21 protein-coding genes are annotated in these 24,802 nt (G+C 70.1%); 4 read left to right on the top strand and 17 right to left on the bottom strand.

Annotation, left to right across the window (positions count from 1 at the left end; all coding sequences use genetic code 11):
* Nucleotides 1-135 precede the first annotated feature (135 nt).
* Together AVR91_RS26315 and AVR91_RS26320 are read left to right on the top strand one after the other, a co-directional pair.
* Nucleotides 136-1,557: an acyl-CoA synthetase gene (locus tag AVR91_RS26315; protein WP_063275141.1), complete on the top strand. Its 1,422-nt coding sequence runs from the start codon at nt 136-138 to the stop codon at nt 1,555-1,557.
* Nucleotides 1,554-2,885: a carboxyl transferase domain-containing protein gene (locus AVR91_RS26320; protein ID WP_063275140.1), complete on the top strand. Its 1,332-nt coding sequence runs from the start codon at nt 1,554-1,556 to the stop codon at nt 2,883-2,885. Before AVR91_RS26315 ends, AVR91_RS26320 begins: the two co-directional genes overlap by 4 nt.
* A 73-nt stretch (nt 2,886-2,958) precedes the next feature.
* On the opposite strand, the gene tsaE is transcribed toward AVR91_RS26320, so the two are convergent.
* From tsaE to glmS, 8 genes are all read right to left on the bottom strand, one after another.
* The gene (gene tsaE / locus AVR91_RS26325) at nt 2,959-3,423 is read right to left on the bottom strand and encodes a tRNA (adenosine(37)-N6)-threonylcarbamoyltransferase complex ATPase subunit type 1 TsaE (RefSeq protein ID WP_016331136.1); all 465 of its coding nucleotides are present in this window, start codon (nt 3,421-3,423) and stop codon (nt 2,959-2,961) included.
* Nucleotides 3,423-4,520, bottom strand: coding sequence for an alpha/beta fold hydrolase (locus AVR91_RS26330; protein ID WP_063275139.1), 1,098 nt, complete (start codon nt 4,518-4,520; stop codon nt 3,423-3,425). Before AVR91_RS26330 ends, tsaE begins: the two co-directional genes overlap by 1 nt.
* Nucleotides 4,517-5,656 carry an alanine racemase gene (gene alr, locus AVR91_RS26335; protein WP_063275138.1) on the bottom strand — a complete coding sequence of 380 codons (1,140 nt, stop codon included), beginning with the start codon at nt 5,654-5,656 and terminating at the stop codon, nt 4,517-4,519. Before alr ends, AVR91_RS26330 begins: the two co-directional genes overlap by 4 nt.
* Before the next feature lie 28 nt (nt 5,657-5,684).
* Nucleotides 5,685-6,776: an ABC transporter ATP-binding protein gene (locus AVR91_RS26340; RefSeq protein WP_016331133.1), complete on the bottom strand. Its 1,092-nt coding sequence runs from the start codon at nt 6,774-6,776 to the stop codon at nt 5,685-5,687.
* A gap of 4 nt (nt 6,777-6,780) precedes the next feature.
* Nucleotides 6,781-8,208 (bottom strand): xylulokinase, encoded by a 1,428-nt coding sequence (gene xylB / locus AVR91_RS26345; protein WP_063275137.1) that lies wholly within the window; start codon nt 8,206-8,208, stop codon nt 6,781-6,783.
* Nucleotides 8,198-9,013: a DeoR/GlpR family DNA-binding transcription regulator gene (locus tag AVR91_RS26350; protein ID WP_063275136.1), complete on the bottom strand. Its 816-nt coding sequence runs from the start codon at nt 9,011-9,013 to the stop codon at nt 8,198-8,200. The genes xylB and AVR91_RS26350 overlap by 11 nt, the downstream gene beginning before the upstream one ends.
* Before the next feature lie 266 nt (nt 9,014-9,279).
* The gene (locus tag AVR91_RS26355; RefSeq protein ID WP_063275135.1) at nt 9,280-10,719 is read right to left on the bottom strand and encodes a bifunctional ADP-dependent NAD(P)H-hydrate dehydratase/NAD(P)H-hydrate epimerase; all 1,440 of its coding nucleotides are present in this window, start codon (nt 10,717-10,719) and stop codon (nt 9,280-9,282) included.
* 14 nt (nt 10,720-10,733) lie between these two features.
* The gene (gene glmS, locus AVR91_RS26360; RefSeq protein WP_063275164.1) at nt 10,734-12,596 is read right to left on the bottom strand and encodes a glutamine--fructose-6-phosphate transaminase (isomerizing); all 1,863 of its coding nucleotides are present in this window, start codon (nt 12,594-12,596) and stop codon (nt 10,734-10,736) included.
* Nucleotides 12,597-12,725: 129 nt separating this feature from the next.
* Between glmS and AVR91_RS26365 the strand changes: the two genes are divergently transcribed.
* Entirely contained in the window at nt 12,726-13,550 is an 825-nt protein-coding gene (locus AVR91_RS26365; protein WP_063275134.1) for a dienelactone hydrolase family protein, read from the top strand.
* A gap of 50 nt (nt 13,551-13,600) precedes the next feature.
* Here AVR91_RS26365 and AVR91_RS26370 read toward each other — a convergent pair whose 3' ends face one another.
* The 5 genes from AVR91_RS26370 to AVR91_RS26390 all read right to left on the bottom strand — a co-directional run bounded on the left by AVR91_RS26370 (nt 13,601) and on the right by AVR91_RS26390 (nt 19,035).
* Nucleotides 13,601-14,137, bottom strand: a complete 537-nt coding sequence (locus tag AVR91_RS26370) for a hypothetical protein (protein ID WP_063275133.1) — start codon at nt 14,135-14,137, stop codon at nt 13,601-13,603.
* A 29-nt stretch (nt 14,138-14,166) separates the two neighbouring features.
* Nucleotides 14,167-16,560, bottom strand: coding sequence for a collagen-like domain-containing protein (locus AVR91_RS26375; RefSeq protein ID WP_063275132.1), 2,394 nt, complete (start codon nt 16,558-16,560; stop codon nt 14,167-14,169).
* Nucleotides 16,560-16,874, bottom strand: coding sequence for a hypothetical protein (locus tag AVR91_RS26380; protein WP_016331125.1), 315 nt, complete (start codon nt 16,872-16,874; stop codon nt 16,560-16,562). The genes AVR91_RS26375 and AVR91_RS26380 overlap by 1 nt, the downstream gene beginning before the upstream one ends.
* Before the next feature lie 138 nt (nt 16,875-17,012).
* A complete protein-coding gene (locus AVR91_RS26385) occupies nt 17,013-17,318 on the bottom strand; it encodes an acyl carrier protein (protein ID WP_037332633.1) in 306 nt (101 codons plus the stop codon).
* A complete protein-coding gene (locus tag AVR91_RS26390; RefSeq protein ID WP_063275163.1) occupies nt 17,308-19,035 on the bottom strand; it encodes a fatty acyl-AMP ligase in 1,728 nt (575 codons plus the stop codon). Before AVR91_RS26390 ends, AVR91_RS26385 begins: the two co-directional genes overlap by 11 nt.
* A gap of 15 nt (nt 19,036-19,050) precedes the next feature.
* Here AVR91_RS26390 and AVR91_RS26395 point away from each other — a divergent pair, with 15 nt between their 5' ends.
* Nucleotides 19,051-19,983 carry a cytochrome P450 family protein gene (locus AVR91_RS26395; protein WP_063275131.1) on the top strand — a complete coding sequence of 311 codons (933 nt, stop codon included), beginning with the start codon at nt 19,051-19,053 and terminating at the stop codon, nt 19,981-19,983.
* Between the two features lie 4 nt (nt 19,984-19,987).
* Here AVR91_RS26395 and AVR91_RS26400 read toward each other — a convergent pair whose 3' ends face one another.
* From AVR91_RS26400 to glmM, 4 genes are all read right to left on the bottom strand, one after another.
* Nucleotides 19,988-20,467, bottom strand: coding sequence for a hypothetical protein (locus AVR91_RS26400; RefSeq protein WP_063275130.1), 480 nt, complete (start codon nt 20,465-20,467; stop codon nt 19,988-19,990).
* A 29-nt stretch (nt 20,468-20,496) separates the two neighbouring features.
* Nucleotides 20,497-22,995 carry a WXG100 family type VII secretion target gene (locus AVR91_RS26405; protein WP_063275129.1) on the bottom strand — a complete coding sequence of 833 codons (2,499 nt, stop codon included), beginning with the start codon at nt 22,993-22,995 and terminating at the stop codon, nt 20,497-20,499.
* Complete coding sequence (locus tag AVR91_RS26410) at nt 22,992-23,303, bottom strand: hypothetical protein (RefSeq protein ID WP_063275128.1); 312 nt, start codon at nt 23,301-23,303, stop codon at nt 22,992-22,994. The genes AVR91_RS26405 and AVR91_RS26410 overlap by 4 nt, the downstream gene beginning before the upstream one ends.
* A gap of 137 nt (nt 23,304-23,440) precedes the next feature.
* Nucleotides 23,441-24,775, bottom strand: a complete 1,335-nt coding sequence (gene glmM, locus AVR91_RS26415; RefSeq protein ID WP_063275127.1) for a phosphoglucosamine mutase — start codon at nt 24,773-24,775, stop codon at nt 23,441-23,443.
* Between the last annotated feature and the right edge of the window lie 27 nt (nt 24,776-24,802).

Below are 24,802 nucleotides of genomic sequence, written 5' to 3' on the forward strand. Positions count from 1 at the left end.
GGGGCTAAACGCAGGTCGGCGGAGGGGTGTGAAGCAGGTCGCAGGGCACGGGCGGCTGGCGCGGGTACGGTTCCGAAAGCGGGGTTCCTTGGCTCCAAGCGCCCCGGCCGGCGGAGTCGAGCAGGAGGTCACACGGTGCCCGATCGGTTGTTCCCCACGCTGGCGAGCGGCTCCGGCAAGGAGGCGCTCCGCTTCGGCGACACCTCCCTCACCTACGCCGACGTCGCGGCCATCGCCGGCACCCTCGCCCGCGACCTGCCGAGTGGCCGCGTCGCCGTCTGGGCGACGCCCTCGGTCCATACCAGCGTCGCCGTGATCGCCGCCCTGCTCGCGGGCGTACCCGCCATCCCGCTCAACCCGAAGATCGGCGAGCGCGAGCTCGCGCACATCCTCGCCGACAGCGAGCCCGTCCTCGTCCTCTCCGAACCGGGCGCCGACCTGCCCGCCGGTCTCGACGGCCTGCCGCGACGCGACATCGTTCTCGAAGGCGCACCGGTCGACCTACTCTCGGAGCCAGGCGCCGAAGCCCCCGCGCTGATCGTCTACACCTCCGGCACCACCGGCCCGCCCAAGGGTGTCGTCCTCCCCCGGCGCGCGATCGCGACCACCCTCGACGCGCTCGAAGACGCCTGGGAATGGACCGCCGACGACGTCCTCGTCCACGGTCTCCCGCTGTTCCACGTGCACGGCCTGATCCTCGGCATCCTCGGGCCGCTCCGGCGCGGCGGCTCGGTCCGGCATCTCGGTCGCTTCTCCACCGAAGGCGTCGCACGCGAACTCGCCACCGGCGCGACGATGATGTTCGGCGTCCCGACGATGTACCACCGCATCGCGGGCGAAGTCGGCGAAGACCCGTCGCTCGCCGAGGCGCTGAGCAGCGCCCGACTGCTCGTCTCCGGATCGGCCGCGTTGCCCGTCCACGACCATCAGCGCATCACCGCGGCGACCGGCAGGCGCGTCATCGAGCGCTACGGGATGACCGAGACCCTCATGAACACCAGCATCCGCGCCGACGGCGAGCACGTTCCCGGGACCGTCGGTGTCCCGCTGCGCGGCGTCGAGGTACGCCTCGTCGACGAATCGGGCGTGCCTGTCGAGGAGGTCGAGACCGTCGGCGAGATCCAGGTCCGCGGGCCGAACCTGTTCACCGAGTACCTCAACCGCCCCGACGCCACCGAAGCCGCCTTCGACGACGGCTGGTTCCGGACCGGCGACATGGCGACCCGCGACGCGGCCGGCTACGTGAAGATCGTCGGCCGGAAGGCGACGGATCTGATCAAGAGCGGCGGCTACAAGATCGGCGCGGGCGAGATCGAGAACGCGCTCATGGAGCATCCCGGTGTCGCGGAGGTCGCGGTGACCGGCGAGCCCGACGACGACCTCGGCGAGCGCATCGTGGCCTGGGTGGTGCCCGAGGGAGAACGCCCGACGGAGTCGGAACTCGCCGACCATGTCTCACGCCTGTTGTCGCCGCACAAACGACCGCGGGTGGTCCGCTATCTGGAAGCGTTACCGCGCAACGACATGGGCAAGGTCATGAAGCGGGCGCTCGGGTGAGCAGGCCCTCGGCGCGGGCTGTCATCAAGGAGATCACCACCGGTTTCGAGGACCTGGACGTTCCGCGTTCCGAGGAGCCGGACGACGGGCCGATCGGCTGGCCGGGCTATCGCTCGGCGCGCGAAACCGCCGAGGAGCGGACCGGCGAGAGCGAGTCCGTGCTCTGCGGGACCGCCAAGATCGGTGACGTCGAGGCGGTGGTGATCGCTTTCGAGTTCGGCTTCCTGGGCGGTTCGATCGGCAGGCGGACCGGTGATCGCGTCGAGGCGGCGTTCGCGCGGGCCGTGGAGTCCCGGTTGCCGGTGGTGTCGCTGATCGCGACCGGCGGCAGCCGCATGCAGCACGGGATGCTGGCGCTCTCGCAGTTGCAGCGCATCGCGCGGGCGGCGGCCGGGGCCCGGTCGGTGCCGCAGATCTCGGTGTTGCGCGATCCGACCACGGGTGGCGGATGGGCGACGCTCGGTGCGAGCGCCGACGTCGTCCTCGCTCTTCCTGGGGCGCAGGTCGGCTTCGCCGGTTCTCGCGTGCGGCCCGCCGGCGCGTCCGCGGAGGCGTACACGGCCGAGGCGAAGCTCGCCTGGGGCCAGGTGGATCAGATCGTGACGCCGGCCGAACTTCCTTCGACGCTGGAACGGTGGCTGCGCTTACTGACTTCGCCGACGACAGAAGCCGCCGAACCGCCTGGAGCGCTTGGGTCCACGGACCTACCTGAAAACGGTTGGGATGCGGTCCAAGCGGCGCGCTCCGCTGAGCGACCGAGGGCTGCGGAGTATCTCGACGCGTACTTCGACTGGCGTGAGGAGGTCTCGGGCGACAGGTGCGGCGGAGTCGACTCCGGAGTCTCGTGCGGCTTCGGGTGGCGAAGCGGCCGGGCGATCGCGTACGCGGCGCAGGGCGGAACGGCGACGCTGCCCGCGGGGTTCCGGACCGCGGCGCGTCTGGTGTGGCTCGCGTCGAGGCTCGGGATCCCGGTACTCACCCTCGTCGACACTCCCGGAGCGGCGAACGACGAGGCAGCCGAGCGGGCCGGTGCGGGCGCGGCGATCGCGGAGTTGTTCGAGGCGGTCGCGAGCGCGGCCGTGCCGATCACCACGCTGGTGATCGGGGAAGGCGGTTCCGGGGGCGCGCTCGCGTTCGCGGCGCCGGGGTCGACCTGGGTGGCGCCCGACGCGTACTTCTCGGTGACGTCGCCCGAGGCGGCCGCGGCGATCCTCAAGCTGCCCGCCGACGAAATCCCCGCTCTCGCCGACCGGCTGCGGCTACGCCCCCAGGACCTGGTGGACCTGGGAATCGCGCGTTCCGTCGTGCGCCCCGCGGATCGCGTTTAGCCCGCGAAACGCAGGTCGCCCCGCGCAGATCGCGATTAGGGGGCTAAACGCACGTCGGGCGGCCAGATCGCGATTAGCCCGCTAAACGCAGGTCGGGCGTGCGGGTGGCCCAGGTGCCATGCGGCTCCAGGGTGACCAGGCGGACATCGTCTTCCCGGCGCTCCAGGCGTACGACGAGGTAGTCGTCCGACAGGCGCTCGGCCGCTCCCTCGCCCCACTCGACGACCAGGGCCGACCGCTCCAGTTCGGTGTCGAGGTCCAGGTCGTCCAGCTGCGAGAGATCCCCGCCGAGCCGGTACGCGTCGACGTGCACCAGCGCGACCCCGGCCGCACCCGCCGGATGCACGCGAGCCAGCACGAACGTCGGCGAGCTGACCCGCCCACCGACACCGAGACCGTCCGCGATCCCGCGGGTCAGCGTCGTCTTGCCCGCCCCGAGCGGCCCGGCGAGCAGCACCAGATCGCCCGCGCGCAGCGAACGCCCGAGCTCACGCCCGAAATCCATGGTCGCCTCGGGAGTCGGGAAAGCGAAATTCATCAGCGTTGCCACCACCAGGTCCGCCGTTCGGAAGTCTCACCATCGGTGCCCGTGCATCGTTGCACCAAGTCGATCAGGTGGCTGTTCACCAGTTCGGGTTGTTCCAGCTGCACCATGTGCCCCGCGCCCCGGACGCGCACCAGCTCCGCGTCGGGCAGCTCCGCCGCGATCCGCTCGGCGTGCGCGATCGGCGTGAACCGGTCGGAATCCCCGCCGACGACCAGCACGTGCGCGTGCTTCAGCCCGGCGAGCGCGGCGTACCGGTTGTGACTGCCGAGCGTGTCGACGAAGTTCACGAGCCCGCGCACCGGCGTCACTTCGAGCATTTCCAGCATGAAGTCGACCAGCCGCGGCGACACGTCCCGGCTGCCGAAAGCCAGCCTGCGCACGGCTTGCCGAGTCAGTTGCCCGCCCGCCGCGCGCACGAACTCGACCAACCCAGGCTGCCAACCGGCCAGCCCGCCGACGCCTCGCGTGAGCGGGTTGTACTTCGACAGCAGCGACCGCGGCAGCCCCCGGGCCCCGACCTCGCCCGCGGCGGTCGCGATGAACGCGACGCCGCAGACCCGGTCGTCGAACAGTTCGGGATGCTCCGCGGCGAGCTCCATGATCACCATGCCGCCCATCGAGTGCCCCATGAGCACGATGGGCCCCTTCGGCACGACCGAGCGCAGGACCATGTCGAGGTCGCGCGCCAGCTGCTCGATGGTGCTGGTCTCGGCGGTCGCGGCGCCGGATTGCCCGTGCCCGCGATGGTCGTAGTAGATCTGACGCACCCGCGGCAGCTTCAGCGACGCGAGGTCTCGCCGCTGAAAGTGCCAACAGCGCTTCGACAACGCGAAACCGTGCACGCCGACGACGGTCAGCTCCGGTTCTCCCCCATCGGCCGGATCGATCTCCTCGACCGCGAGCGGCGTGCCGTCCTCCGCCGCCACTGTCGACGTCCGATCCGGTGCGAGGTCCCCCAACGGCTCGTCCACGAACGGATCCTCACTCTGCCGCCGCTGCTGTGCGGCGACGGCGATCGCGGCGGCGGTGCCGGTGGCCACCGCCCCGACGCCGCCGACGATGGCCAGCAGTCTTCGTGAAGGTGTCACGAGCCTGCCTCCAGATACGTCCGGTGGACCCGCGGGCGGTACATCGAAGTCACGATCTCGTAGTCGATCGTGCCCAGCTTGTCGGCCCATTCCCGCGCGGTCGGCTCGCCGGATGTGCCTTGGCCGAAGAGGATCACTTCGCTGCCGACGGCCGGTTCTTCGTCTCCGCAGTCGACGATCAGCTGGTCCATGCAGACGCGGCCGACGACCGGCCGACGCTTCCCGGCGAGCCATACGTCCATGCGGCCGGACAGCGACCGCGGCACGCCGTCCGCGTAACCGACCGGGACCAGGGCGAGGGTGGTGTCGCGCTCGGCCGTCCAGCTGTGGCCGTACGAGACGGATTCGCCGGCCGGGATCCGCTTCGTGAGCACGACCGACGATTTGAAGGTCATCGCCGGGCGGAGATCGTCTTCGGTGGGCACCGGGTTCAGCCCGTAGATCGCGATCCCGGGGCGCACGAGGTCGAAATGCAGGTCGGGCCTGGTCAGCACGGCGGCGGAGTTCGCGATATGCCGCATCGGGTTCAGGCCGGCCGCGCGGGCGATGTCGTAGGCCTCGTCGAACCGCTTCGCCTGCGCGTTAATGGAGGGGTGGCCCGGCTCGTCGGCGCAGGCGAGGTGCGACCAGATGGCGACGACCTCGATGAGCGGTTTCGCGGCCGCCGCGGCCTTGACCAAGGCCGGCCATTCCGCAGGTGGGCAGCCGTTTCGGGACAACCCGGTGTCGATCTTGAGGTGAACCCGGCAGATCGCGTTTAGCCCGCTAAAGTCGCGTGCCCGGCGCGCGCCGTCGGCCACGCGGGCGAGCTCGTCAAGGGAGCTCACGGCGACGTCGATGTCTTCGGCGACAGCGGGCGCGAAGTCGGCTTCGGGGGTGTCGAGCCAGCTGAAGAGCCGGACCCCGATCCCTGCCCGGCGCAGCGCGAGCGCCTCGCCGAGGGAGCAGGTGCCCAGCCAGGTGGCGCCGCCCTCGACGGCGGCCCGGGCGACCTCGAGGGCGCCATGCCCGTAGCCGTCGGCCTTGACCACGGCCATCGTCTGGGCCGAGGGGGCGCGGGAAGCGAGCAGGGCGACGTTGTGCCGGATGGCGGACAGGTCGATGACGACCTCGGCACGCGGGAAACTGGCGGTCATAACGACCACCAGTTTCCCACGAACCGGCTCAGGACAGGCGCGCCCCGTCGGTGGCGGAGAACACGTGCAGCTCGTCGGGACGGATCCGCAGGTGCAGGGTGTCGCCCATGGTCGGCGGTGTGCGCGGGTCCACACGGGTGACGACGTTCGACTTCGAGCCCTCGGCGTCGGTCTCGGCCAGCTTGCCGTAGACGTATGCGTCCGAGCCGAGCTCTTCGACGAGGTCGACCTTGATCGGCAGAGTGCCGTCTTCGCTGGTGGTCACCTCGAGCGACTCGGGACGGAACCCGAGGGTGACCGTGTCGCCTTCGGCCTTGGCGAGGATCTCACGGGTCAGCGGCACTCGGGCGCCACCCAGCTCGGCACCGTCCTCGGTGAGCTTCGCGGTGACGAGGTTCATCGCGGGCGAGCCGATGAAACCGGCGACGAAAGCGTTTGCGGGCTTGTCGTACAGGGCGCGCGGGGTGTCGCACTGCTGCAGGAGACCGTCCGAGAGGACGGCGACCCGGTCGCCCATCGTCATGGCCTCGACCTGGTCGTGCGTGACGTACACGGTGGTGACGCCGAGGCGGCGCTGCAATGCGGCGATCTGCGTACGGGTGGAGACACGCAGCTTCGCGTCGAGGTTCGACAGCGGCTCGTCCATGAGGAAGACCTGCGGCTCACGCACGATGGCGCGGCCCATCGCGACACGCTGGCGCTGACCACCGGAGAGCGCCTTCGGCTTGCGGTCGAGGTACTGCTCGATGTCGAGCAGTTTGGCCGCGTCGAGCACCTTCTGCTTGATCTCCGACGCCGGGCGGCCCGCGATCTTCAGCGCGAAGCCCATGTTCTGGCCCACGGTCATATGCGGGTACAGCGCGTAGTTCTGGAACACCATCGCGATGTCGCGGGCGCGCGGCGGCAGCTGCGTGACGTCGCGGTCGCCGATCCACACGGCGCCTTCGTCGATGTCCTCAAGGCCGGCGAGCATCCGCAGGCTGGTGGACTTGCCGCAGCCGGACGGCCCGACCAGCACGAGGAACTCGCCGTCGGCGATCTCGAGGTCGAGTGCGTCCACGGCGGGCCGCTCGGAGCCCGCGTAGCGCCGGGTCGCCTTGTCGTAGGTGATCGTGGCCATCGGTTCAGTCCTCTTTCGGTTTCGCGGAAATGCCGTGCCCGAGTTCGCGGGCTTCGAGATGCCGTTGCTGGATCCGATGCCCTTCGGCGCGGTCCGCTTCGGTCGGCTCGAGTGGGGTGTAGCCGTGCTGTTCCTGCCAGCGGGGAGGTTCCGTGCTGGAAGCGAGGGCCCAGGCCGCCTGCCGCGCGGCACCGACCGCGACGTACTCGGCGACTTCGGGGATGACGACGGGCACGCCGAAGACGATCGGCGCGACCGCGCGGACGGCGGCCGACTGCGCGCCACCGCCGATCAGCAGGACGCGGCGGACGTCGAGCCCCTGCTCCCGCAGAGCGTCGAGCCCGGCGGCCAGACCGCACAGCATGCCTTCGACGGCGGCGCGCGCGAGGTTTTCGGGCGTCATGTTCGCGCGGGTCAAGCCGGAGAGCGTGCCCTTGGCGTCCGGGAGGTTCGGCGTCCGCTCACCGTCGAGATAAGGAAGGAAGGTGAGGCCGCCGGAACCGGGGGTGGCGGCGAGCGCCAGCTTGTCGAACTCCGCGAGTTCGACGCCGAGCATCGCGGACGTGGCCGTGAGCACGCGGGCCGCGTTGAGGGTGCAGGCCAGCGGGAGGAACCGGCCGGTGGCGTCGGCGAATCCCGCGACGATGCCGGACGGGTCGGCGCTCGACGTCTCGGAGACGCCGAAGACGGTGCCGCTGGTACCGAGTGAGACGACGACGTCGCCGGGGACGAGTTCGAGACCGAGCGCGGCGGCCATGTTGTCGCCGGTTCCCGCCGAGACCAGGATCCCGTCCGGGGTGTGACCCGCCGCTTCGGCCGGGCCGAGGACCTTGGGCAGCTCGGGAGTACGGCCGCCGAAGGCGTGCGCGAGGAGGTCTTGGCGGTATTCGCCGGTGGCGGGCGAGAAGTATCCGGTTCCGGAAGCGTCGCCGCGGTCGGTGACCGGCTCGGCGCCGTCGCTCAGCAGCCGCCAGGTCAGCCAGTCGTGCGGGAGCAGGACACGAGCGACGCGATCGGCCAGCTCGGGTTCGTTCTCCGCCATCCAGCGCAGCTTCGTGACGGTGAAGCTGGCGACCGGCAGGGAGCCGACGGACTTCGCCCAGTTCTCGGCACCGATTTCGGCGCCGAGGTCTTCGGCCGCCTTCGCGGACCGGGTGTCGTTCCACAGCAACGCGGGCCGGACGACCTCGCCGGCCTCGTCGAGGGTGACCATGCCGTGCTGCTGACCACCGATGCCGATGGCGCCGACGCCGTCGAGAAGGCCGTCCGTGGCCTCGCGGAACGCGTCCCACCACGCGGCGGGGGCGACCTCGGTGCCGTCGGGGTGCGAAGCGCGGCCGGTGCGGACGATCTCGCCGGTGTTCGCGTCGCAGACGACGACCTTCGTCGACTGGGTCGACGAGTCGATTCCGGCGACCAGGTCAGAACTCATATTCCGGCCCCTCCGGTGCGCATTCGACCTGCTCGATGGCGGTGCCCGCGGTCAGCGCCGCCTCGATCTCCTCGGTCGGCGTCTCTTCGTCGGTGATCAGGAGGTCGTAGTCGCCGATGTCGCCGTACGCGTAGGTAGCGGTGCGGCCGAACTTGGAGTTGTCGACGACCAGGACGTTGCGGTCGGCGGTGCGCAGCGCGGCCTTCTTGAGCTCGGCGTAGTCCTGGACCGGGTGGAACAGGCGGCCGACCGCGACCGCGGCGACCGAGACGAACGCGATGTCGGCGTGCGTGCGGTCGAGGAACGCGACGACGTCCGGGCCGGCGCACGAGTCGAACTCGTGGTGGTAACGCCCGCCTGCCAGGACGACCTCGACGCTCTTGGCGAGCCCGAGGATGCGGGCGGCTTCGAGCGAGTTGGTGAGGACGGTGAGGTCCTCGATCTCACCGAGGCGGCGGACGAGCGGGAAGAGCGTCGTCGAATCGTCGACGAAGACCGTTTGGCCGGAGTGGACGTGCGCCGCGGCGGCCTCGCCGAGCGCGTCCTTGGTGGCCTGGTTGAACGTGTCGCGGAAACGGGCGGCCGACTCCATGGTCGTCGCGGGGTAGGCCTCGACCTTGCCGCGGAGTTTGCGGAGGAGACGGCGGTCGGCGAGGTCGTCGAGGTCGCGGTGCATCGTCATCAGGCTGACGCCGAAGCGGGTGGTGAGGTCGTCGATGCGGACCTCGCCGGTGGCGATGACGTGGTCGAGGATCTCCTGGCGCCGGTGCTCGACGGCGGCGTCCGAAGGCCTGGTCTTAGACATGGGCGACACCGTTCACGACCCGGACCATCGCGGTCTCGGCGGGGTGGGTGTCGGCGCTCACACCTGCTTCTTACCAGATTATTCGCCCGGAGTTAACACGTAACTCGATAACTCCCGCATTTTTTCCCACTCGCGCCGTCTGCCCCGCCGACGTGCGTTTTGCGGGCTAACCGCGCTCTGAGGGCGCCCGCCTGCAGAATGCGGGCATCTGAGGGCGCCCGACCGCAGAGCGCAGTTAGGGGGCTAAACGCAGGTTGGGGCCCTGGTCAGGAGGTCAGGGAACGGACGGACCGGAGGGCATCGGGGATCGCGCCGAGGATGCCGGAGGCCGAGGTGGGGGCGCCGTCGGCGGCGAGCGAGCCGGCGAGCGAGTGGACGTGCGCGGCCGCCCCGGCCGCCAGCCACGGATCGAGCCCGGACGCGAGCAACGCGCCGAGCAGACCGGACAGCACGTCCCCCGAACCCGCCGTCGCGAGCCACGACCCCCGCGGCGTGTTCACCAGCGCGCGCCCGTCCGGCGCCGCGACCACCGTGCAGTGTCCCTTCAGGAGCACGACGGCTTCGTACTTCCGCGCCGCCGCCCGCGCCGCCGCGACCCGGTCCGCCCCCGGCGGCGAACCCATCAGCCGCTCGAACTCCCCCGCGTGCGGAGTCAGCACGAGCGGCGTGTCCGGATCGCGCGCGTCCAGCACGTCGGGCGAACGCGCGATGATCGTCGTCGCGTCGGCGTCCGCGCACACCGGCACGCCGCGGCCGAGCACGAACCTCAGCACGTCCCGGCCCTCGTGCCCGGTACCGATCCCCGGCCCGACGACCCACGCCTGCACCCGGCCCGCGTCGGTCACCGAACCCGTCGCGATCACCTCGGGCCAGTGCCCGCGCACGACATCCGCGGCATGACCGGCGTACCGCACCAGCCCGGACGTCGCCCGCACCGCCGCACCGGCCGCGAGCACGGCCGCGCCCGGATACGTCGCCGACCCGGCGGCCACCCCGACCACGCCCTGGCTGTACTTGTCGTCGTCCGGCCCCGGCACCGGCCACGCCGCGGCGACATCCGCCGTATCGAGCCGCCGCAGATCGGGCTCGCTGAGCCGCAGCCCGATGTCCACCAGGGAGACCTCGCCACAGGACGCGGGCGCGAGGGCGTGCACCGGCTTGAGCGCGCCGAATGTGACCGTCCGATCGGCCACGACCGCCGGACCGTCGACGGCGCCGGTGTCCGGATCCACCCCACTCGGCAGATCGACGGCCAGCACCGGCGCGCTGACGTGCTCCAGCAGCGCGGCGGCGTCCGGCCGCAACGGTCCGCGCGCCGAGATACCGACGATCCCGTCGACGACGAGGTCGGCTCGCTGAATCCACTGTGGACCGTCCTCGATGGACACGACCTTGCCGCCGGATCGCTTCAACGCCGCCAAACCCGGGCCGTGCGCGCGTTCGGGCTTCAGCAGGATCGCGGAAACGGTCACGTTGCGGCGGCGCAGGAACGCGCCGGCCCACAACGCGTCACCGCCGTTGTTCCCCGACCCGACGAGCAGCGTCACCCGCCGCCCGGACACCGAGCCCGTGTGTTCGGCCAGCATCTCGGCGGCGTGCACCGAAAGACCGAAAGCCGCGCGCCGCATGAGCTCGCCGTCGGGAGTGACGGCGAGCAACCGGTCTTCCGCCGCGCGAATCCGTTCCGTGGTCCAGATTCCCTGCACGACGCCTCCGGTCTCTACTCGACGGTGACCGACTTCGCCAGGTTACGCGGCTTGTCGACGTCGTACCCGCGCGTGCGGGCGATCTCGGCGGCCAGCACCTGCAGCGGCACCGTGGAGACCAGCGGCTGCAGCAGGGTCGGGACGGCCGGGATCTCGATCAGCTCGTCGGCGAACGGGCGGACGGTCTCGTCGCCCTCCTCCGCGATCACGATCGTGCGGGCACCGCGCGCCTGGATCTCGCTGATGTTCGACACCAGCTTCGAGTGCAGCACCGCGCGCCCCTTCGGCGACGGCATCACCACGACGACGGGCAGGCCTTCTTCGATCAGCGCGATCGGGCCGTGCTTGAGCTCGCCCGCGGCGAAGCCCTCGGCGTGCATGTACGCCAGTTCCTTGAGCTTCAGCGCGCCTTCGAGGGCGACCGGGAAACCGACGTGACGGCCGAGGAACAGCACGGCCTTCGAGTCGGCGATCCGGCGGCCGAGGTCGCGGACCTGGTCCACAGTGGACAGGACCTTCTGCACCGCGGCGGGCATCGCTTCGAGTTCGGCGAACTCGCGGGCGACCTCGTCCGGGTACTTGGTGCCGCGCGCCTGCGCCAGCGCCAGGCCGACCAGGTAGTTGGCCGCGATCTGCGCGAGGAACGCTTTGGTCGACGCGACACCGATCTCCGGGCCGGCGTGCGTGTAGAGGACGGCGTCGGACTCGCGCGGGATCTGCGCGCCGTTGGTGTTGCAGACCGCCAGGACGCGGGCCTTCTGCTCGCGCGCGTGGCGGACGGCTTCGAGGGTGTCCGCGGTCTCGCCCGACTGGGAGACGGCGACGACCAGCGTCGCGCGGTCCAGCACCGGGTCGCGGTAACGGAACTCACTGGCGAGCTCGACCTCGACCGGGAGGCGGCACCAGTGCTCGATCGCGTACTTGGCGACGAGACCCGAGTGGTACGCGGAACCGCAGGCGACGACGAAGACCTTGTCGACGTCACGCAGGTCCTGGTCGGAGATGCGCTGCTCGTCGAGGATGATCCGGCCGCCGTCGAAGTGGCCGCGCAGCGTGTTCGCCAGCGCCTCCGGCTGCTCCTCGATCTCCTTGAGCATGAAGTACTCGTGGCCGCCCTTTTCCGCGGCCGAGAGGTCCCAGTCGACGGTGAACGGCTTGGCCTGGGCGGCGTCGCCGTGGAAGTCGGTGACCTCGTAGCCGTCGCGGGTGATCACGACGAGCTGGTCCTGGCCGAGCTCGACGGCCTCGCGGGTGTGCTCGATGAACGCGGCGACGTCTGAGGCGACGAAGTGCTCCCCCTCGCCGACACCGACGACCAGCGGTGAAGAACGGCGGGCGGCGACGACCGTGTCCGGCTGGTCGGCGATGGTCACGACAAGGGTGAACGCGCCCTCGAGACGACGGCAGACGGCGGCGACGCTGGCCGCGAAGTCGCCCTTCGTGTCGCCCTCGGTGTACGCGCGGGCGATGAGGTGCGCGGCGGTCTCGGAGTCGGTGTCGCTCGCCATCTCGACGCCTTCGGCCTCGAGCTCGGCGCGCAGGGCGGCGAAGTTCTCGATGATGCCGTTGTGCACGACGGCGACGCGCTGGGAGGCGTCGCGGTGCGGGTGCGAGTTGCGGTCGACCGGGGCACCGTGGGTGGCCCAGCGGGTGTGGCCCATCCCGGCGGTGCCGGTGAAGGTGTCCCTGCCGACGGTGTCGAGCTGGGTCTCCAGGTTGGCCAGGCGGCCCGCCTTGCGTTCGACGTTCAGCGCGCCGGCGCCGTCGAGGACCGCGACGCCTGCCGAGTCATAGCCGCGGTACTCCATCCTGCGCAGGCCGCCGATGACGACGTCCAGGGCCGGGCGGTGTCCGACGTATCCCACGATTCCACACACGGCCACCAGCCTAACGACGGGAATCCGGCCCCCTCGCCCGGGCGCCCACGCGTCGCGTTTAGCGGGCTAAACGCGACGCGCAGGGCGGCGCGCGGGCCGGGCGGGGGTGCGGGCAGTAAGGTCACGACCATGGCCAGCAAGCCCAAGCAGCTGCTCGCGGAGCTGTCCCACCCAGGTCCGCACGACGTTCTGCGCGGCAACCTCGCCCTGGTCGGACTGCCCGGTGTCGTGTTCACGCCCCGGTCCGGGCTCGGTCTGCCCGCGATCGCCTTCGGGCACGGCTGGCTCCAGCCGACCGGGAGCTACCGGCACCTGCTGCGGCACCTCGCGAGCTGGGGCATCGTCGCGGCGGCTCCGGCCACTCAGCGCGGGCCGCTGCCTTCGCACCGGCTGCTGGCCGGCGACCTGCTCACCACGCTCGAGCTGATCACGACGGTCCGCCTCGGACCGGACGGCATCAGCGTCGACCCGGCGAAGCTCGGCCTGGCCGGGCACTCGACCGGCGGTGGTTCGGCGGTGCTGGCCGCCGCGCAGGCGGCCGAGAACGACGAGCGGCCCGAGATCCGCGCCGTCGCTACCATCACCCCGGCCCAGACGCTGCCGCCGGCGACGGTGTCGGCCCGGTCGGTGACCGTGCCCGGCCTGCACCTCGCGGCGAGCGAAGACCTGGTCGCGCCGCCGGTCGGCCATGCCGAGGCCATCGCGGACGCGTGGGGCGGGCCGGTGCAGCTGCGGAAGCTCGGGAAGTCATCGCACCTCGGCGTCACCGAAGGCAGGCACTGGAGCCAGCTGCTGCTGCACGGCAAGCCGCACCGCGGGACTCAGCAACTGGCGCGGGCGCTGTTCACCGCGTTCTTCCTCACGCACCTGACGGGGACGACGAAGTACCAGCCCCTGCTGGACGCCGACGTCAAACGCGCCCCCATCGAGGTCCAGGACGAACCCGCCGCCTGACCGCCCGGATCGCGTTTAGCCCGCTAAACGCGATCCGGTGCCGAAGCAGGTCAGTCGACCATCCAAGAGTTGTTCGAGAAGTCGTCGTCGTCGAAGCCCTTGTCATCACGGGCGTGACGACCACGACGACGCGCGGGCGTGCCGGGTGCCTCAGGCGCCGCGGCACCCGGAGCGGGCGTCGGCGCCGCAGGCGGGACGTCCACCGTCGTCGGCATCCCGGGCACCCCGGGGGCGACCGGAGGAGGCGGCGGAGGCGGAGCCGGCCGCGACGCGTCAGGACGCGCACCGAACTCGGCGAACCGGGCGTCCGGTTTCTCGTCGTCCTCGATGTCGAAGCCGATGGTGTGGCTGCGGTCGGCGGTCGTCTTGCCGGTCAGCCAGCCACCCGCCTCCTTGCTCCGCTTCCCCAGCTCCTGCATGTGAGCTGCGTACTTGTCGTGGATGGCGGCGTCCTTCTGCATGGTCTCCACCGCCTGGGCCTTGGCGTCGGCGAGATGCCGCTCCCGCAGCCCGCGCTGCTCCAACTGCTCCGTGATGGCGGCGTCCTGCCTGGACATGGCGGCCGCCAGCCGGTCGACAGCGCTCATCGGTCCTCCCTCGTTCCCCGGTCAGGCGATCATCGCTCGTAACTGATCGAACGGTCGCCACCCTCGTCGTCGAGCGATCCGCTGATCCGGCCGCCCGCACCACTGGTCTCGAAAATGCCACCCTCGACGCGGTACTGGCTCGACCCGCGCTGCGTGTCACCCCCGCCACCGCCTGCCGCGCCGCCCATGGCGCCCATGCCACCCATCATGCCGCCCATTCCGGCGGGCGAGCTTCCGGCACCGCCGGCACCCGCGGGCGCCGGGTCCATCCCGCCGGGAGCCATCCCGAGACCGCCTTCGGCCCCGGCCGGCTGCGCGCCGCCTCCGGACTGCATTCCTGCTTCCAGCGAGCCGGCTTCGTTCAGCGCCCCCGAAGAAGCACCCTCGATGGGGCTTCCGAGCGCACCTTCGAAGCTGCCACCGCCTCCGCCGCCGCTCGCGGCCGGCGCGGTGCCATCGGCTCCGACACCCGAAGCACCACCGCCACCAGCGGCTTCGGCTCCCGCGGACACTCCAGCGGTCCCTTCGGCACCGACACCGACCTCGACGCCGCCAGGAGCACTGAAGCCACTGCCGCCGCCTCCGGCGGGCGCCATCCCGCCCTCGGCCGGGGCGGGCATCGTGCGAATGTCGTCGGTCTTGCCGGGCTGCGGGTTGCCGGGATTCCGGTCGTCGAGACCGTTCTTGAGGTCTTCGCCGGGCTTGAGCTCCTTCTTCTCACCCTTTTCGTCGAGGGTGTAGGTGGTCGGCTCGCCCTTGCCGTCGTCGACGGTCACCACGGTCGGGCCGTTCGGGCCGTCCGGCTGCTCGGCGGTGATCTTGAGGTTGCCGTCCTGGATGTGGATCTTGCCGTCCGGGCCGGGCCGGTAGACGCCGTCGGGGCCGGGCTCGCCTTCCTTGACGGTGCCCTTCGGCCCGAACTCGCCTTCCTTGAGGTCCTTGCCCTCTTCGCCGGGCTTGCCGTCCTCGCCCTTCGGGTCGTCGAAGTCGAGCTTGTAGTCCTTCTCGTTGCCCTTACCGTCGTCGACCTTGATGTCCATTTTGCCGTCTTTGTCCGGCTCGGTCATCTCGATCTTGTTGTCGCCCTTTTGGACGGTCATGGTGTCCTGACCGTCGATGCCGTCCTTGATCGCCTCACCCGTCGAGGGATCGATCGGGTACGGCTTGCCGGTCTCGGGGTCGATCTCCAGCGGCTTGCCGGTGACCGGGTTCGTGCCCTCGGCGGGCTTCTCCTCCGGCTTCGGCGTCTCGGGGACCGTGGCGGCAGGCGGGGTGCTGGCACCGCCGCCGCTCCCGCTTCCACCGCCGCTCCCGGTGCCACTTCCGCCGCCGGTGCCCCCACCGGTGTCACCGCCGCCACCCTTGTCCTTGCCCTTGCCGTCGTCGGCGGGCGGCTTCTCGGAGCCGGGCGCGGGGAACGGGTTCGTGTAGTCCTCCATGAACCGCGAGAGCTCGTGGTACTGCGTGTTGATCGTCTCGGTCGCGTTCTTGCAGAGCTTCTTGAAGTTCTCGTACCGCTCACCGAACTCGGTGGCGAACGAACCCTTCAGCCACTGCTTCGCGGCCCCGATCGCGTAGTCCTTGTTCTCGTCGTTCAGCTTGCAGTCGTCGTGACGCAGCCGTTCGGCGAGGTTGTTGCCCGGACACGCGGAGTCGAGCCAGTACGCGACGTCCATGAGCTTTTCTTTGGAGTCGACCTTGCCGTTCGCGATGTCGACGACCTGCTTCGCGATGTACAGGGGCGCCGTCGCGACCTTGTCGACCCGCAGCTTCAGCGTCTCGTCGACCTTCAGCTTGAGCGCGCTGTAGATCTTGTCGATGGTCGAAGGCACCAGCTTGATGGCGCCGTCCATCTGCGCGATGAGTTCCTTCGCGTCAGGCTGGATCCGCTGCTCGTACTTGACCTTCGCGGCCGTCGCGCCCTCGCCCTTCCAATCGTGGAAGAGCGTGGTCAGCGCCGAAGACGCGTCCTTCTGGGTCTGCTCGACGATCTTCTTGGCGTCGGCGAGATCCTCGACCTCGTCGAACATCTTCTGGAAATTGATCTCACGGTTCTCGTGGAACCGGTCCCAGATGTCGGTCTTGTAGCTGATTTCGCCCGACTTCTCCGGCATCTTGTTCCAGACCTGCTCGGCCCAGTCGGAGAAGAAGTCCAGCGCCGGCTTTCCGAGGTCGAGCACCTGGTCGGATTTGGTGGTCGAACCCCCGGCGGCGGGCCGGGACATGGCGTCGAGGTCCTTGTCGGCCTGCTTCGTTTCGGCCGCCTGCTTCTTGTCCCCGGCCGCGTTCGCGTCACGTTCGGCGACGGCCTTCTTGTAGGCCTCTTCCCTGTTCCACGGCAGCATCAAGGCGTCTTTGGTGCCCTGAGTGACGTAGGGGTCGTTCAGCATCTCATTGATCTGTGCCTGCGTCGGTTGACTCATTACTGGGCTCCCGCCTTGTTGGCAGCCGCGGCGTTCGCCTGGTCGGACGAGGTGTAGCGGGTCGACGCGGTGCTGACTCCGCCGGCGAGCTGGGTGAGCTGGCCCGCGTACCCCTTCATCGCGTCGGAAATGGCGAGAATCCCGGTGGCGTAGCCCTTTTGGTAGTCCTTGTGGACCCGGCCGAAGTTCTCGGGCCCGACCTGGGTCGGCCCCACCTTCCCCGCCTCGGACGTCGTTTTCTCAGCCGCGCGCTCCAACGACGTCGACGCCGTGAGCATCGCCTCTGAATCGGCTTTGTAGCCCCCGTCCGGCATGACCGGTGCCCCCTTCGTCCCGCTGTATCCGCCTCGTTGTCCTACCTACGACGCACGCCGGCGGCATCAGGTGCCGTCGCATATGCACACAGAATGTACCCACCGGTCATCCGGACCGCAGGGACATTCACACCTTTGCTAACTCAAACGATTTCGGCGCAAGAAGCCTGGTAGACCGCGTTTTCGCGGTTTCGCGCCCGCCTCGACGGCTTCGGCGAGCACGGTCGCCGCGCCCCGGATGTCGACAAGGCGGTCCAGCTCGTCGAGGTCGAGGTCGACACCGAACTCCACCTCGACGGTCGCCAGGAGCCGGACGCGGCGCCGGGAGTCGACACCCATCTCGGCGAAGGGCGTGTTCTCGTCGATGGTCTCCGGATCGACGTCGAAGGTCTCGCAGACGAGGGCCTTGATCTCGTCGACGTACTCGCTCCCGTCAGCTGCCATGGGGGGATTCTGTCCCATCCGCCGTCCAGTACCGCGTTCTGGCCGCGGAACGCGCGACCTTGCCGCTGGAGGTCCGCGGCAGGCCGCCGGGTTTCACCAGGAAGAAGGCGCGGAGGCGCACGTCGTGCCGCTCGGCGACGGCACGGGTGGCGGCCCGCTCGATCTCGGATTCGTCGAAGTCGGGGGCCTTCCGGGCGCGCTCGGCGACCACGACGACACCCTCGCCTTCGTCACCGTCGACCGAGAACGCGGCGACCCGTTCGGGACCGAGGAGCGGATGCGCGGCGGCGACTGTCTCCTCGATGTCGTGGGGGCTGTGGTTACGGCCGTCGATGATGATCAGATCCTTGATGCGGCCGGTCACCGACAGCCTGCCGTCGCGGATCGCGCCAAGGTCGCCGGTGCGGAGCCAGCCGCCCTCGCCGTCGAGTTCGGCGTCGAACACCTCGGCGGTCAGGTCCGGACGCCGCCAGTACCCGGCCGCCACGTTGGGCCCCTTGACCCAGATCTCGCCCACTTCGCCTTTAGCGGGCAAAACGCGATCCGCGTCGCCTTTAGCGGGCAAAACGCGATCCGGCGTGGGGACGACGCGGACCCGCTGCCCCCTGGGCCGGCCGATCTCGACGACCTCCCGGCCGTCCACTTCGGCCACCACGGGGCCGTCGGAATCGCCGCTGGCGACGTACACCGTGGCCTCGGCCAGACCGTAGGACGGCCGGAACGCGCCACGCGGGAAGCCGTGGGGTTCGTATGCGGCGAGGAACTCCCGGACGGTCGCCGCCCGGACCGGTTCACTGCCGCTGAGCGCGATCGACACCGTCGAGAGGTCGTACTCGGCGCGCTTCGCCTCCGGCACGGCCTCGGTCACCAGGTCGTACGCGAAGTTCGGGGCCGCCGTGAGCGTGTTCGGATACGACGACATCAGCAGCAGCCAGCGCTCCGGCCGCCGGATGAACTCCAGCGGCGCGATGAACACCGTCCGGCCGCCGGAATGCATCGTCCCCGCGAGCAGTTGCGCCAGCCCCATGTCGTGGAAGAAGGGGATCCAGCCGACGCACGTGGTGCGCTCGTCGACGTCGTAGGCGTCGCAGATCTGCCAGCAAGCGGCCGACAAGGCCCGATGCGTGACGATCACGCCGGCCGGTGATCGCGTCGTGCCGGAGGTGTACTGCAGGTAGGCCGGGTCTTCGGGGGAAACCGGCGACGGCAGCGACCGGTCCGCCGGATCCGCCGGCAGGGTGTCGACGGCGATGATCTCGCGGGGCGCCGGAACCGGCTCGGCTTCGGCGAACTCCGTCAGCCGCCCGACCAACGCTTCCGACGTGAGCCAGATGTCGGCGTCGCAGTCGTTGAGGACCCCGACCAGCCGCTCGCGGTGAGCGCGGACGTCCGGAGCGGACAGTGGCACCGCGACGGCCCCGGCGTACAACGCGCCGAAGAAAGCGACGACGTAAGAGAGGTCCTGCCGCGCCGTGATCGCCACGCGGTCTCCCGGCCGGATGACCTCACGCAGCTTCGCCGCGACCGCTCGGACGTGGACGAGCAGCTCCGCCCAGGTCAGCGTGTTCTCGACGGGCTCATGCCGGTTCGAGCAATCGAGGTGCGTGTACGCCGGGCGCTCGACGTCGGCGCGTTCGAGCAGCCGCCGCACGAGCGGGGTCCGCAGAACTTCTTCGGGCACTTCTGAGCGCACTGGCACATCCTCCGGACGCGGCATGGGCATCATACGAATGTGGACGACTTCTTCGTGCTGGACGATCCCGCGGATCGCATCAAGGCCCTGCGCGACCGCGAACTCAGCTCGAACCCGGGCGGCGCCGCGGCCGAGACCCCGAATCTCCTGCTGATGGACGGCGCGGACCACCGGCGGCTGCGCGCGGTCGTCAAGGAGGTCATCGCCCTGGTGGAGCCGCTTCCGGACGCCGTGCTCGCCGACCTCCGGATCGCGTTTAGCCCGCTAAAGTCGCTCCGGCGGTTCGATCTGGTGGCCGATTTCGCCAGGCCCGCGGCGGCCAGGGTGACGGAGGCCGTGCTCGGCACGGTCGAGCCACTCGGCGAGAAGCTCCTGACGAACCTTTCGGAGACCGCCGCGAACCTCGACGTCTGGTCGGGCGGGCCCGCCAGAGCCGACACCGCCGCGCTGAGGGTCGCGATGTTCTTCCTCAAGGCGACGGCCGTCGAAGGCGGCGGGCTGGCGCTGCTCCGCGAAGCGCATGAAGCGGGCCGGATCACCGAAGACGAGCTGATGATCACGCCGGTCATGCTCGCCCACGCGGCGTACGAGAACTCCATGAACTTCCTCGCCCTCGCCGGCCTCGAACTCCTACGCCGCCCCGACGTTCTCGACGACGTACGCGGCCTGATCCACGAAATCGCCCCGACCCGCTTCGCCGCCCGCCGCGTGACCACACCGTTCTCCTTGGCGGGCAAGGACTTCACGACCGGGGACAAACTGGCCATCCCGCTGGGTCCCGACGCCGAACTCGCCTTCGGCCTCGGCCGGCACACCTGTCCCGGCTCGCGGGTCGCGGTCGCCGAGGGTGAAGTCGCGCTTCGCGCCCTCGCCGAGATCCTGACTCCCGACCACGTCGCCGAAGACGTGCGATACAAGACGCACGCCGTCTTCCACGGCGTCGAGCGGGCCGTCGTGGCGCTGCGAACCTGACCGCTCAGGTCGCCAGCCAGTCGGTGTTGGCGAAATCGTCGTCGTCACCCCGCGCGGCCGCCGCCCGCCGGTGCCGCCCGGCCGGACGCTCCTCCGGCGCGGGTGCCGGTGGCGGCGGAGGAGGTGCCGGCGCCGGAGGAGCAGGCGGCCGGTACGCGACCGGCGGCTCCTCGGCCGTCCGATACCCGGCCCGACGCTCGTTCTCGGCCTCGTCCTCCTCGAACCCGAAGTCGCCGTCGTCCTCGACCTTCTCGCTCAGCGTCGACTCGGTCGCCCAGCCACCCGCGGCCTTGGCCTTACGGTTGCGCTCCTGCAGCCGGACGATGACGCCGCCCTGGATCTTCGACTGCTTGTCGAACTTCTCCTTGGCCTCGGCGAGTGCCTCCTCACGACGTTTGTCGAGCAGGGCCATCCTGGCGGAGTTCTCACTCTCCAGATTCGCCAATCTGCTCTTCATCGCGGCAAGCGCGTCCTCGGAACCCACGGTCAGTCCTCCCTCGCTGATACCGGCCGCTAGCGGAACCCGATGACACCGTCGTCGTCGAGGGAACCGCTGATCCGGCTGCTCGACGTCGCAGTGTCGAAGAGGCCGCCGTCGACGCGGTAACCACTCGAGGAACGCTGCTGGTCCTCGCCACCGCTGCCGCCCGCGCCGGCACCACCCATCATGCCGCCGCCCATCATGCCCATTCCACCGCTCATGGCGGCGGCCTGGTCGCCACCTCCGCCGGGCGCTGAGCCGAGCCCCGACGTCGAGGAGGTGGACGCGCCGCCGCCGGCACCCGCCGGATCGGAGATCTCGCCGAGTCCACCGTCGTCACCCAAGGGGTTACTCAGAGACTGCGGCGACGTCGACTCCGAGGCCGGTGTGGTCTGCTCGGTGGCGGCCGCTGGGACTTCGACCGCGCCGGAAGCCGGAACGTCGTGTGTTCGCGCGGGCTGGGCGTCCCCCTGCGACGCAGGTTCCGGAGCGGCCTGTGCCGTCGCGTGATCCCTCGCCGCCGATTCCACGGGCTGGCCGGAAACGGGCTCGGCGGCGTGCCTGCCGCCCGGCACAGCGGCGTCCGGACGAGCCTCGGCGGCGCCACCACCGGCTCCTGCGGCCGTCTTGGCCGCTGGATTCTCTTCACCAAGGGTGTACGTCGTCGGCTTGCCGCTGCCGTCGTCGACCGTCACCCGGGTGGGCCCGTCCGGACCGTCCGGCCGCTCCGCGGTGATCTTGAGGGCACCGTCCTCGATGTGGATCTTGCCGTCCGGGCCGGGCTTGAACGCCTGGTCTTCCACACGCGGAGCGTCCGGTCGCTGTGCGGTGTCACGATGGATCGCGCCGCCCGCCGCCGGGTCGCCGCCGGGTCCGCGGTTCGGAGTGTCGTCCGCCAAGGGCCGCGGGTCGCCGAAGTCGAGCTTGTACTCCTTCTGCTGCCCCGAACCGTCGTCGACCGAGATCCCCATCTTGCCGTCCTTGCCGGGCTCGGCCATGGAGATCTTGTGATCGCCCTGCTCGACGGTGACGGATTCCGGGCCGTCCGGTTTGACCGCCTCTCCGGTGCGCGGATCGATCGGGTACGCCTCGCCGGTCTCCGGATCGACTTCGAGCGGCTTCTCCGTGACGGGGTTGATGTTCGGGTCCGGAGGGCTCGGCGGCGCCGGCGGGGCGGGAGGTTTCGCGTCGCCGATCGGCGTGGTGTTGCCGCCGCCACCGCTTCCGGGTCCTGAGCCAGGGCCGCCGGTGTGCCCGCCGCCGTTCTCCTGGCCGCCACCGGTCTTGAACCCATCGCCTGAGGTCCCGGCGGCCGCGTCGAGATTGACGAACGGGTTCTCCTCGAGCTGGCTGAAGAAATCGGTCAGCCCTTGCCAAGCCCCGGCCACCGCGGTGTGCGTGTTGGCACACATGGTCCGGAAGTCGTTCAGGTACTTCGAGTAGAACGGATTGAAGGTTCCCGACAGGTAGTTTTTGACCTGTCCGATGATGTGCTGGATCGTGTCGTCGTCGAGGTCGCAGTCTTCGTCGTTGATCATGTCGCGCGACTGCTGGTCGAGGAACTTCGAGCAGTGCTTGAAGTCGTCCTGGCTGGCGTTGTCGCCGAGCTCCGCGATGCGGATGATCCGATCCAGATCCTGCGCGGTCACCTCACCGAGCCGGTCGCACGACGCCTTGATCATCCAGTCGGCTTTGTCGCGGCAGAACTTCGCGACCGATCCGGCCGCCGTCATCATCGCGACGGCCGCGTGCTCCGCGCCGTCGGCGACGACCTTCGTCTTGGCCTCGTAGTTCTGCTGATAGGTCCGCGCCTGGTCGGCGGCGGCCCCCTCCCAGCCTCCGAGGTTCTTGTTCATCTCCCCGGACACGTCAGCGGACGAGGTGGCGACCGCTTCCTTCAGCTTCGTGAACTCGTCGGCACCGGCCGCGAATTTCCCGAACGGGATCTTCCGTTGTTGGTCGTACAACTCACGCAGCTGGTTGATGTCGGCAGGCGCGCCGGAATGCACCGCCGCGACCGAACGGTTGTAGAGCGGGACGAAGATCTCGATGTTCCGGAACGACGCTTTGCCGAAGTCCAGGATCTGATCCGAGGTCTCCGCGGCGGGATTGGTGGCGGTCGCCTTGGAGGCCATCTGATCGAGGCCCGCCCTGGCGTCGGCGTTGGCCTTTTGGTTCGCCTGGCGTTCTTCTTCGGCGAACTTGTCGACATAGCCCTTGGCGTTGCCGTACGCGACCTGAACGCTTTCTTCCAGGCTGTTGATCACCTGGACGTCGGACAGCATCCCGCCCCAGAAGTTGTTCCCGTTGAGATCGCCTTCGCTGATCTTCATCTGCGCCTTTACGGCGTCACGGAAACCGTTCTTGTCCTCGTCGCTGGCGAAGCCGACCTCATCGGGGTCTTCGTCTTCGATGTAGTCGATGTACTGGAGAGCGAGATCACGCCGGACGTCCCACGGGATCCGCTCGTCGTTGATGATCTGCTCGACCTCTGCCCGGGTCGGGAGGTCGTCCTCTTCCTTGGCGGTCACCGGCCGCTCGCTTTCACGGCCTGGCTCGTGTCGGCCTCGTTGGTCTCGTACTTGCCACCCGAGGCGGTCAGCTTCTGCGCGAACAGGTCAGCGGCCTTGAGATAGCTGTCGGCCATGTTCGCCAGCCGCGTGACGGCGGGCCGGTACGGACCGTAGCTGTCCTGGTGTCCCTGTCCGAAGTCCATCGCGATCAGCTGGATGTCCTTGACCGCGGCCAATGGCTGTTCCAAAGCGTGCTTCGGAATGTCGCTCAGTGCCTTGGCCGCCTGCGTCAACGCCTGCGGATCGACCTTGTGGCCGCCGGCCATGTCTCCCCCCTCACCCTGGGCAACGATCTGCGTCGGAGATCAGACGTGGCCCAAGCCCTCCCGGTGCCGTTCCTTGCACACGGAATGTACCGGGCCGGTAACCGCAGCGCAGCGACTTGGGGAGAACGTGAGAGGGCTTACGAGGCTGAGGAGACGACTCCCGCGAGCCTGTCCGCGGCCGCCTGCGCGGTGTCGTGTGCCGGGGCCTCGACCATGACGCGGACCAGCTGCTCGGTGCCCGAGGGGCGCAGCAGGACCCGGCCTTCTTCGCCGAGCTCGGCTTCGACGGCGCCGACGGCGTCACGGACCGCGGCCGAGACGGCGACCGCCGCCTTGTCCGCGACCGGGACGTTCACCAGCACCTGCGGCAGGCGGTTCATGACGGCGGCGAGGTCGGCGAGCGACTTGCCGGTGGACGCCATGCGGCTCATCACCCGCAACGCGGTGAGGAGGCCGTCGCCGGTGGTCGCGTAGGCGGGAAGGACGACGTGGCCCGACTGCTCGCCGCCGAGCGCGAACCCGCTCGCGCGGAGCTCTTCGAGGACGTAGCGGTCGCCGACGGCGGTGGTGACGAGGTCGATGCCGTGGGCACGCATCGCCAGGTGCAGGCCGAGGTTGCTCATCACGGTCGCGACCAGGGTGTTCTTGGTCAGCTCGCCGGTCTCGGCGAGCGCGAGCGCGAGGACGGCCATGATCTGGTCGCCGTCGACGAGTTCACCCGAGGCGTCGACCGCGACGCAGCGGTCGGCGTCACCGTCGTGCGCGATCCCGAGGTCGGCGCCGTGCTCGACGACGGCCGCGCGCAACGCGTCCGGGTGATTCGACCCACAGTGTTCGTTGATGTTCACGCCGTCCGGGTCTGCGTGGATCGCGATGACCTCGGCGCCGGCCTTGCGGTAGACGTCGGGGGCGGCGAACGAGGACGCGCCGTTGGCGCAGTCGACGACGACGCGCAGGCCTTCGAGCGAGTGCGGGGTGGCCGACAGCAGGTGCTGGACGTAGCGGTCACCCGCGTCGGGGACGTCCTTCACCCGGCCGACGCCGATGCCGGTCGGACGGGTGACGGGGGCGGCGAGACCGGCTTCGATCTCGTCTTCGATCCCGTCGGGAAGTTTGTGGCCGCCCGCCGCGAAGAGCTTGATGCCGTTGTCGGGCATGGGGTTGTGGGAGGCGGAGATCATCACGCCGAGGTCCGCTTCGAGCGCGCCGACCAGATACGCGACGGCGGGCGTCGGGAGGACGCCGAGGCGGAGCACGTCGGCGCCGGCGGACGTGAGGCCCGCCACGACGGCGGCCTCGAGCATCTCGCCGCTGGCGCGCGGGTCACGGCCGACGACCGCGACCGGGCGGTGCGAACGGTCGTGGGCGGCGAGGACGCGGGCGGCGCTGGCGGCGAGAGAGAGCGCCAGCTCCGGGGTCAGCTCCTCGTTGGCGAGGCCACGTACGCCGTCGGTACCGAATAGACGAGCCATCTGTCGACCTCCTTGAAAAACCACCAC

The sequence above is a fragment of the Amycolatopsis keratiniphila subsp. keratiniphila genome (assembly GCF_001620365.2).
Taxonomy (GTDB): Bacteria; Actinomycetota; Actinomycetes; order Mycobacteriales; family Pseudonocardiaceae; genus Amycolatopsis; species Amycolatopsis keratiniphila.

Bases quoted from the DNA above. Each gene is read 5' to 3' on its own strand.
- alr (WP_063275138.1), bottom strand. From the start codon at position 5,656: ATGACCGCCAGTTTCCCGCGTGCCGAGGTCGTCATCGACCTGTCCGCC.
- AVR91_RS26350 (WP_063275136.1), bottom strand. From the start codon at position 9,013: ATGTCTAAGACCAGGCCTTCGGACGCCGCCGTCGAGCACCGGCGCCAG.
- AVR91_RS26340 (WP_016331133.1), bottom strand. From the start codon at position 6,776: ATGGCCACGATCACCTACGACAAGGCGACCCGGCGCTACGCGGGCTCC.
- AVR91_RS26375 (WP_063275132.1), bottom strand. From the start codon at position 16,560: ATGAGTCAACCGACGCAGGCACAGATCAATGAGATGCTGAACGACCCC.
- xylB (WP_063275137.1), bottom strand. From the start codon at position 8,208: ATGAGTTCTGACCTGGTCGCCGGAATCGACTCGTCGACCCAGTCGACG.
- AVR91_RS26385 (WP_037332633.1), bottom strand. From the start codon at position 17,318: ATGGCAGCTGACGGGAGCGAGTACGTCGACGAGATCAAGGCCCTCGTC.
- AVR91_RS26410 (WP_063275128.1), bottom strand. From the start codon at position 23,303: ATGGCCGGCGGCCACAAGGTCGATCCGCAGGCGTTGACGCAGGCGGCC.
- tsaE (WP_016331136.1), bottom strand. From the start codon at position 3,423: ATGAATTTCGCTTTCCCGACTCCCGAGGCGACCATGGATTTCGGGCGT.
- AVR91_RS26390 (WP_063275163.1), bottom strand. From the start codon at position 19,035: ATGCCGCGTCCGGAGGATGTGCCAGTGCGCTCAGAAGTGCCCGAAGAA.
- glmM (WP_063275127.1), bottom strand. From the start codon at position 24,775: ATGGCTCGTCTATTCGGTACCGACGGCGTACGTGGCCTCGCCAACGAG.
- AVR91_RS26370 (WP_063275133.1), bottom strand. From the start codon at position 14,137: ATGAGCGCTGTCGACCGGCTGGCGGCCGCCATGTCCAGGCAGGACGCC.
- AVR91_RS26380 (WP_016331125.1), bottom strand. From the start codon at position 16,874: ATGCCGGACGGGGGCTACAAAGCCGATTCAGAGGCGATGCTCACGGCG.
- AVR91_RS26365 (WP_063275134.1), top strand. From the start codon at position 12,726: ATGGCCAGCAAGCCCAAGCAGCTGCTCGCGGAGCTGTCCCACCCAGGT.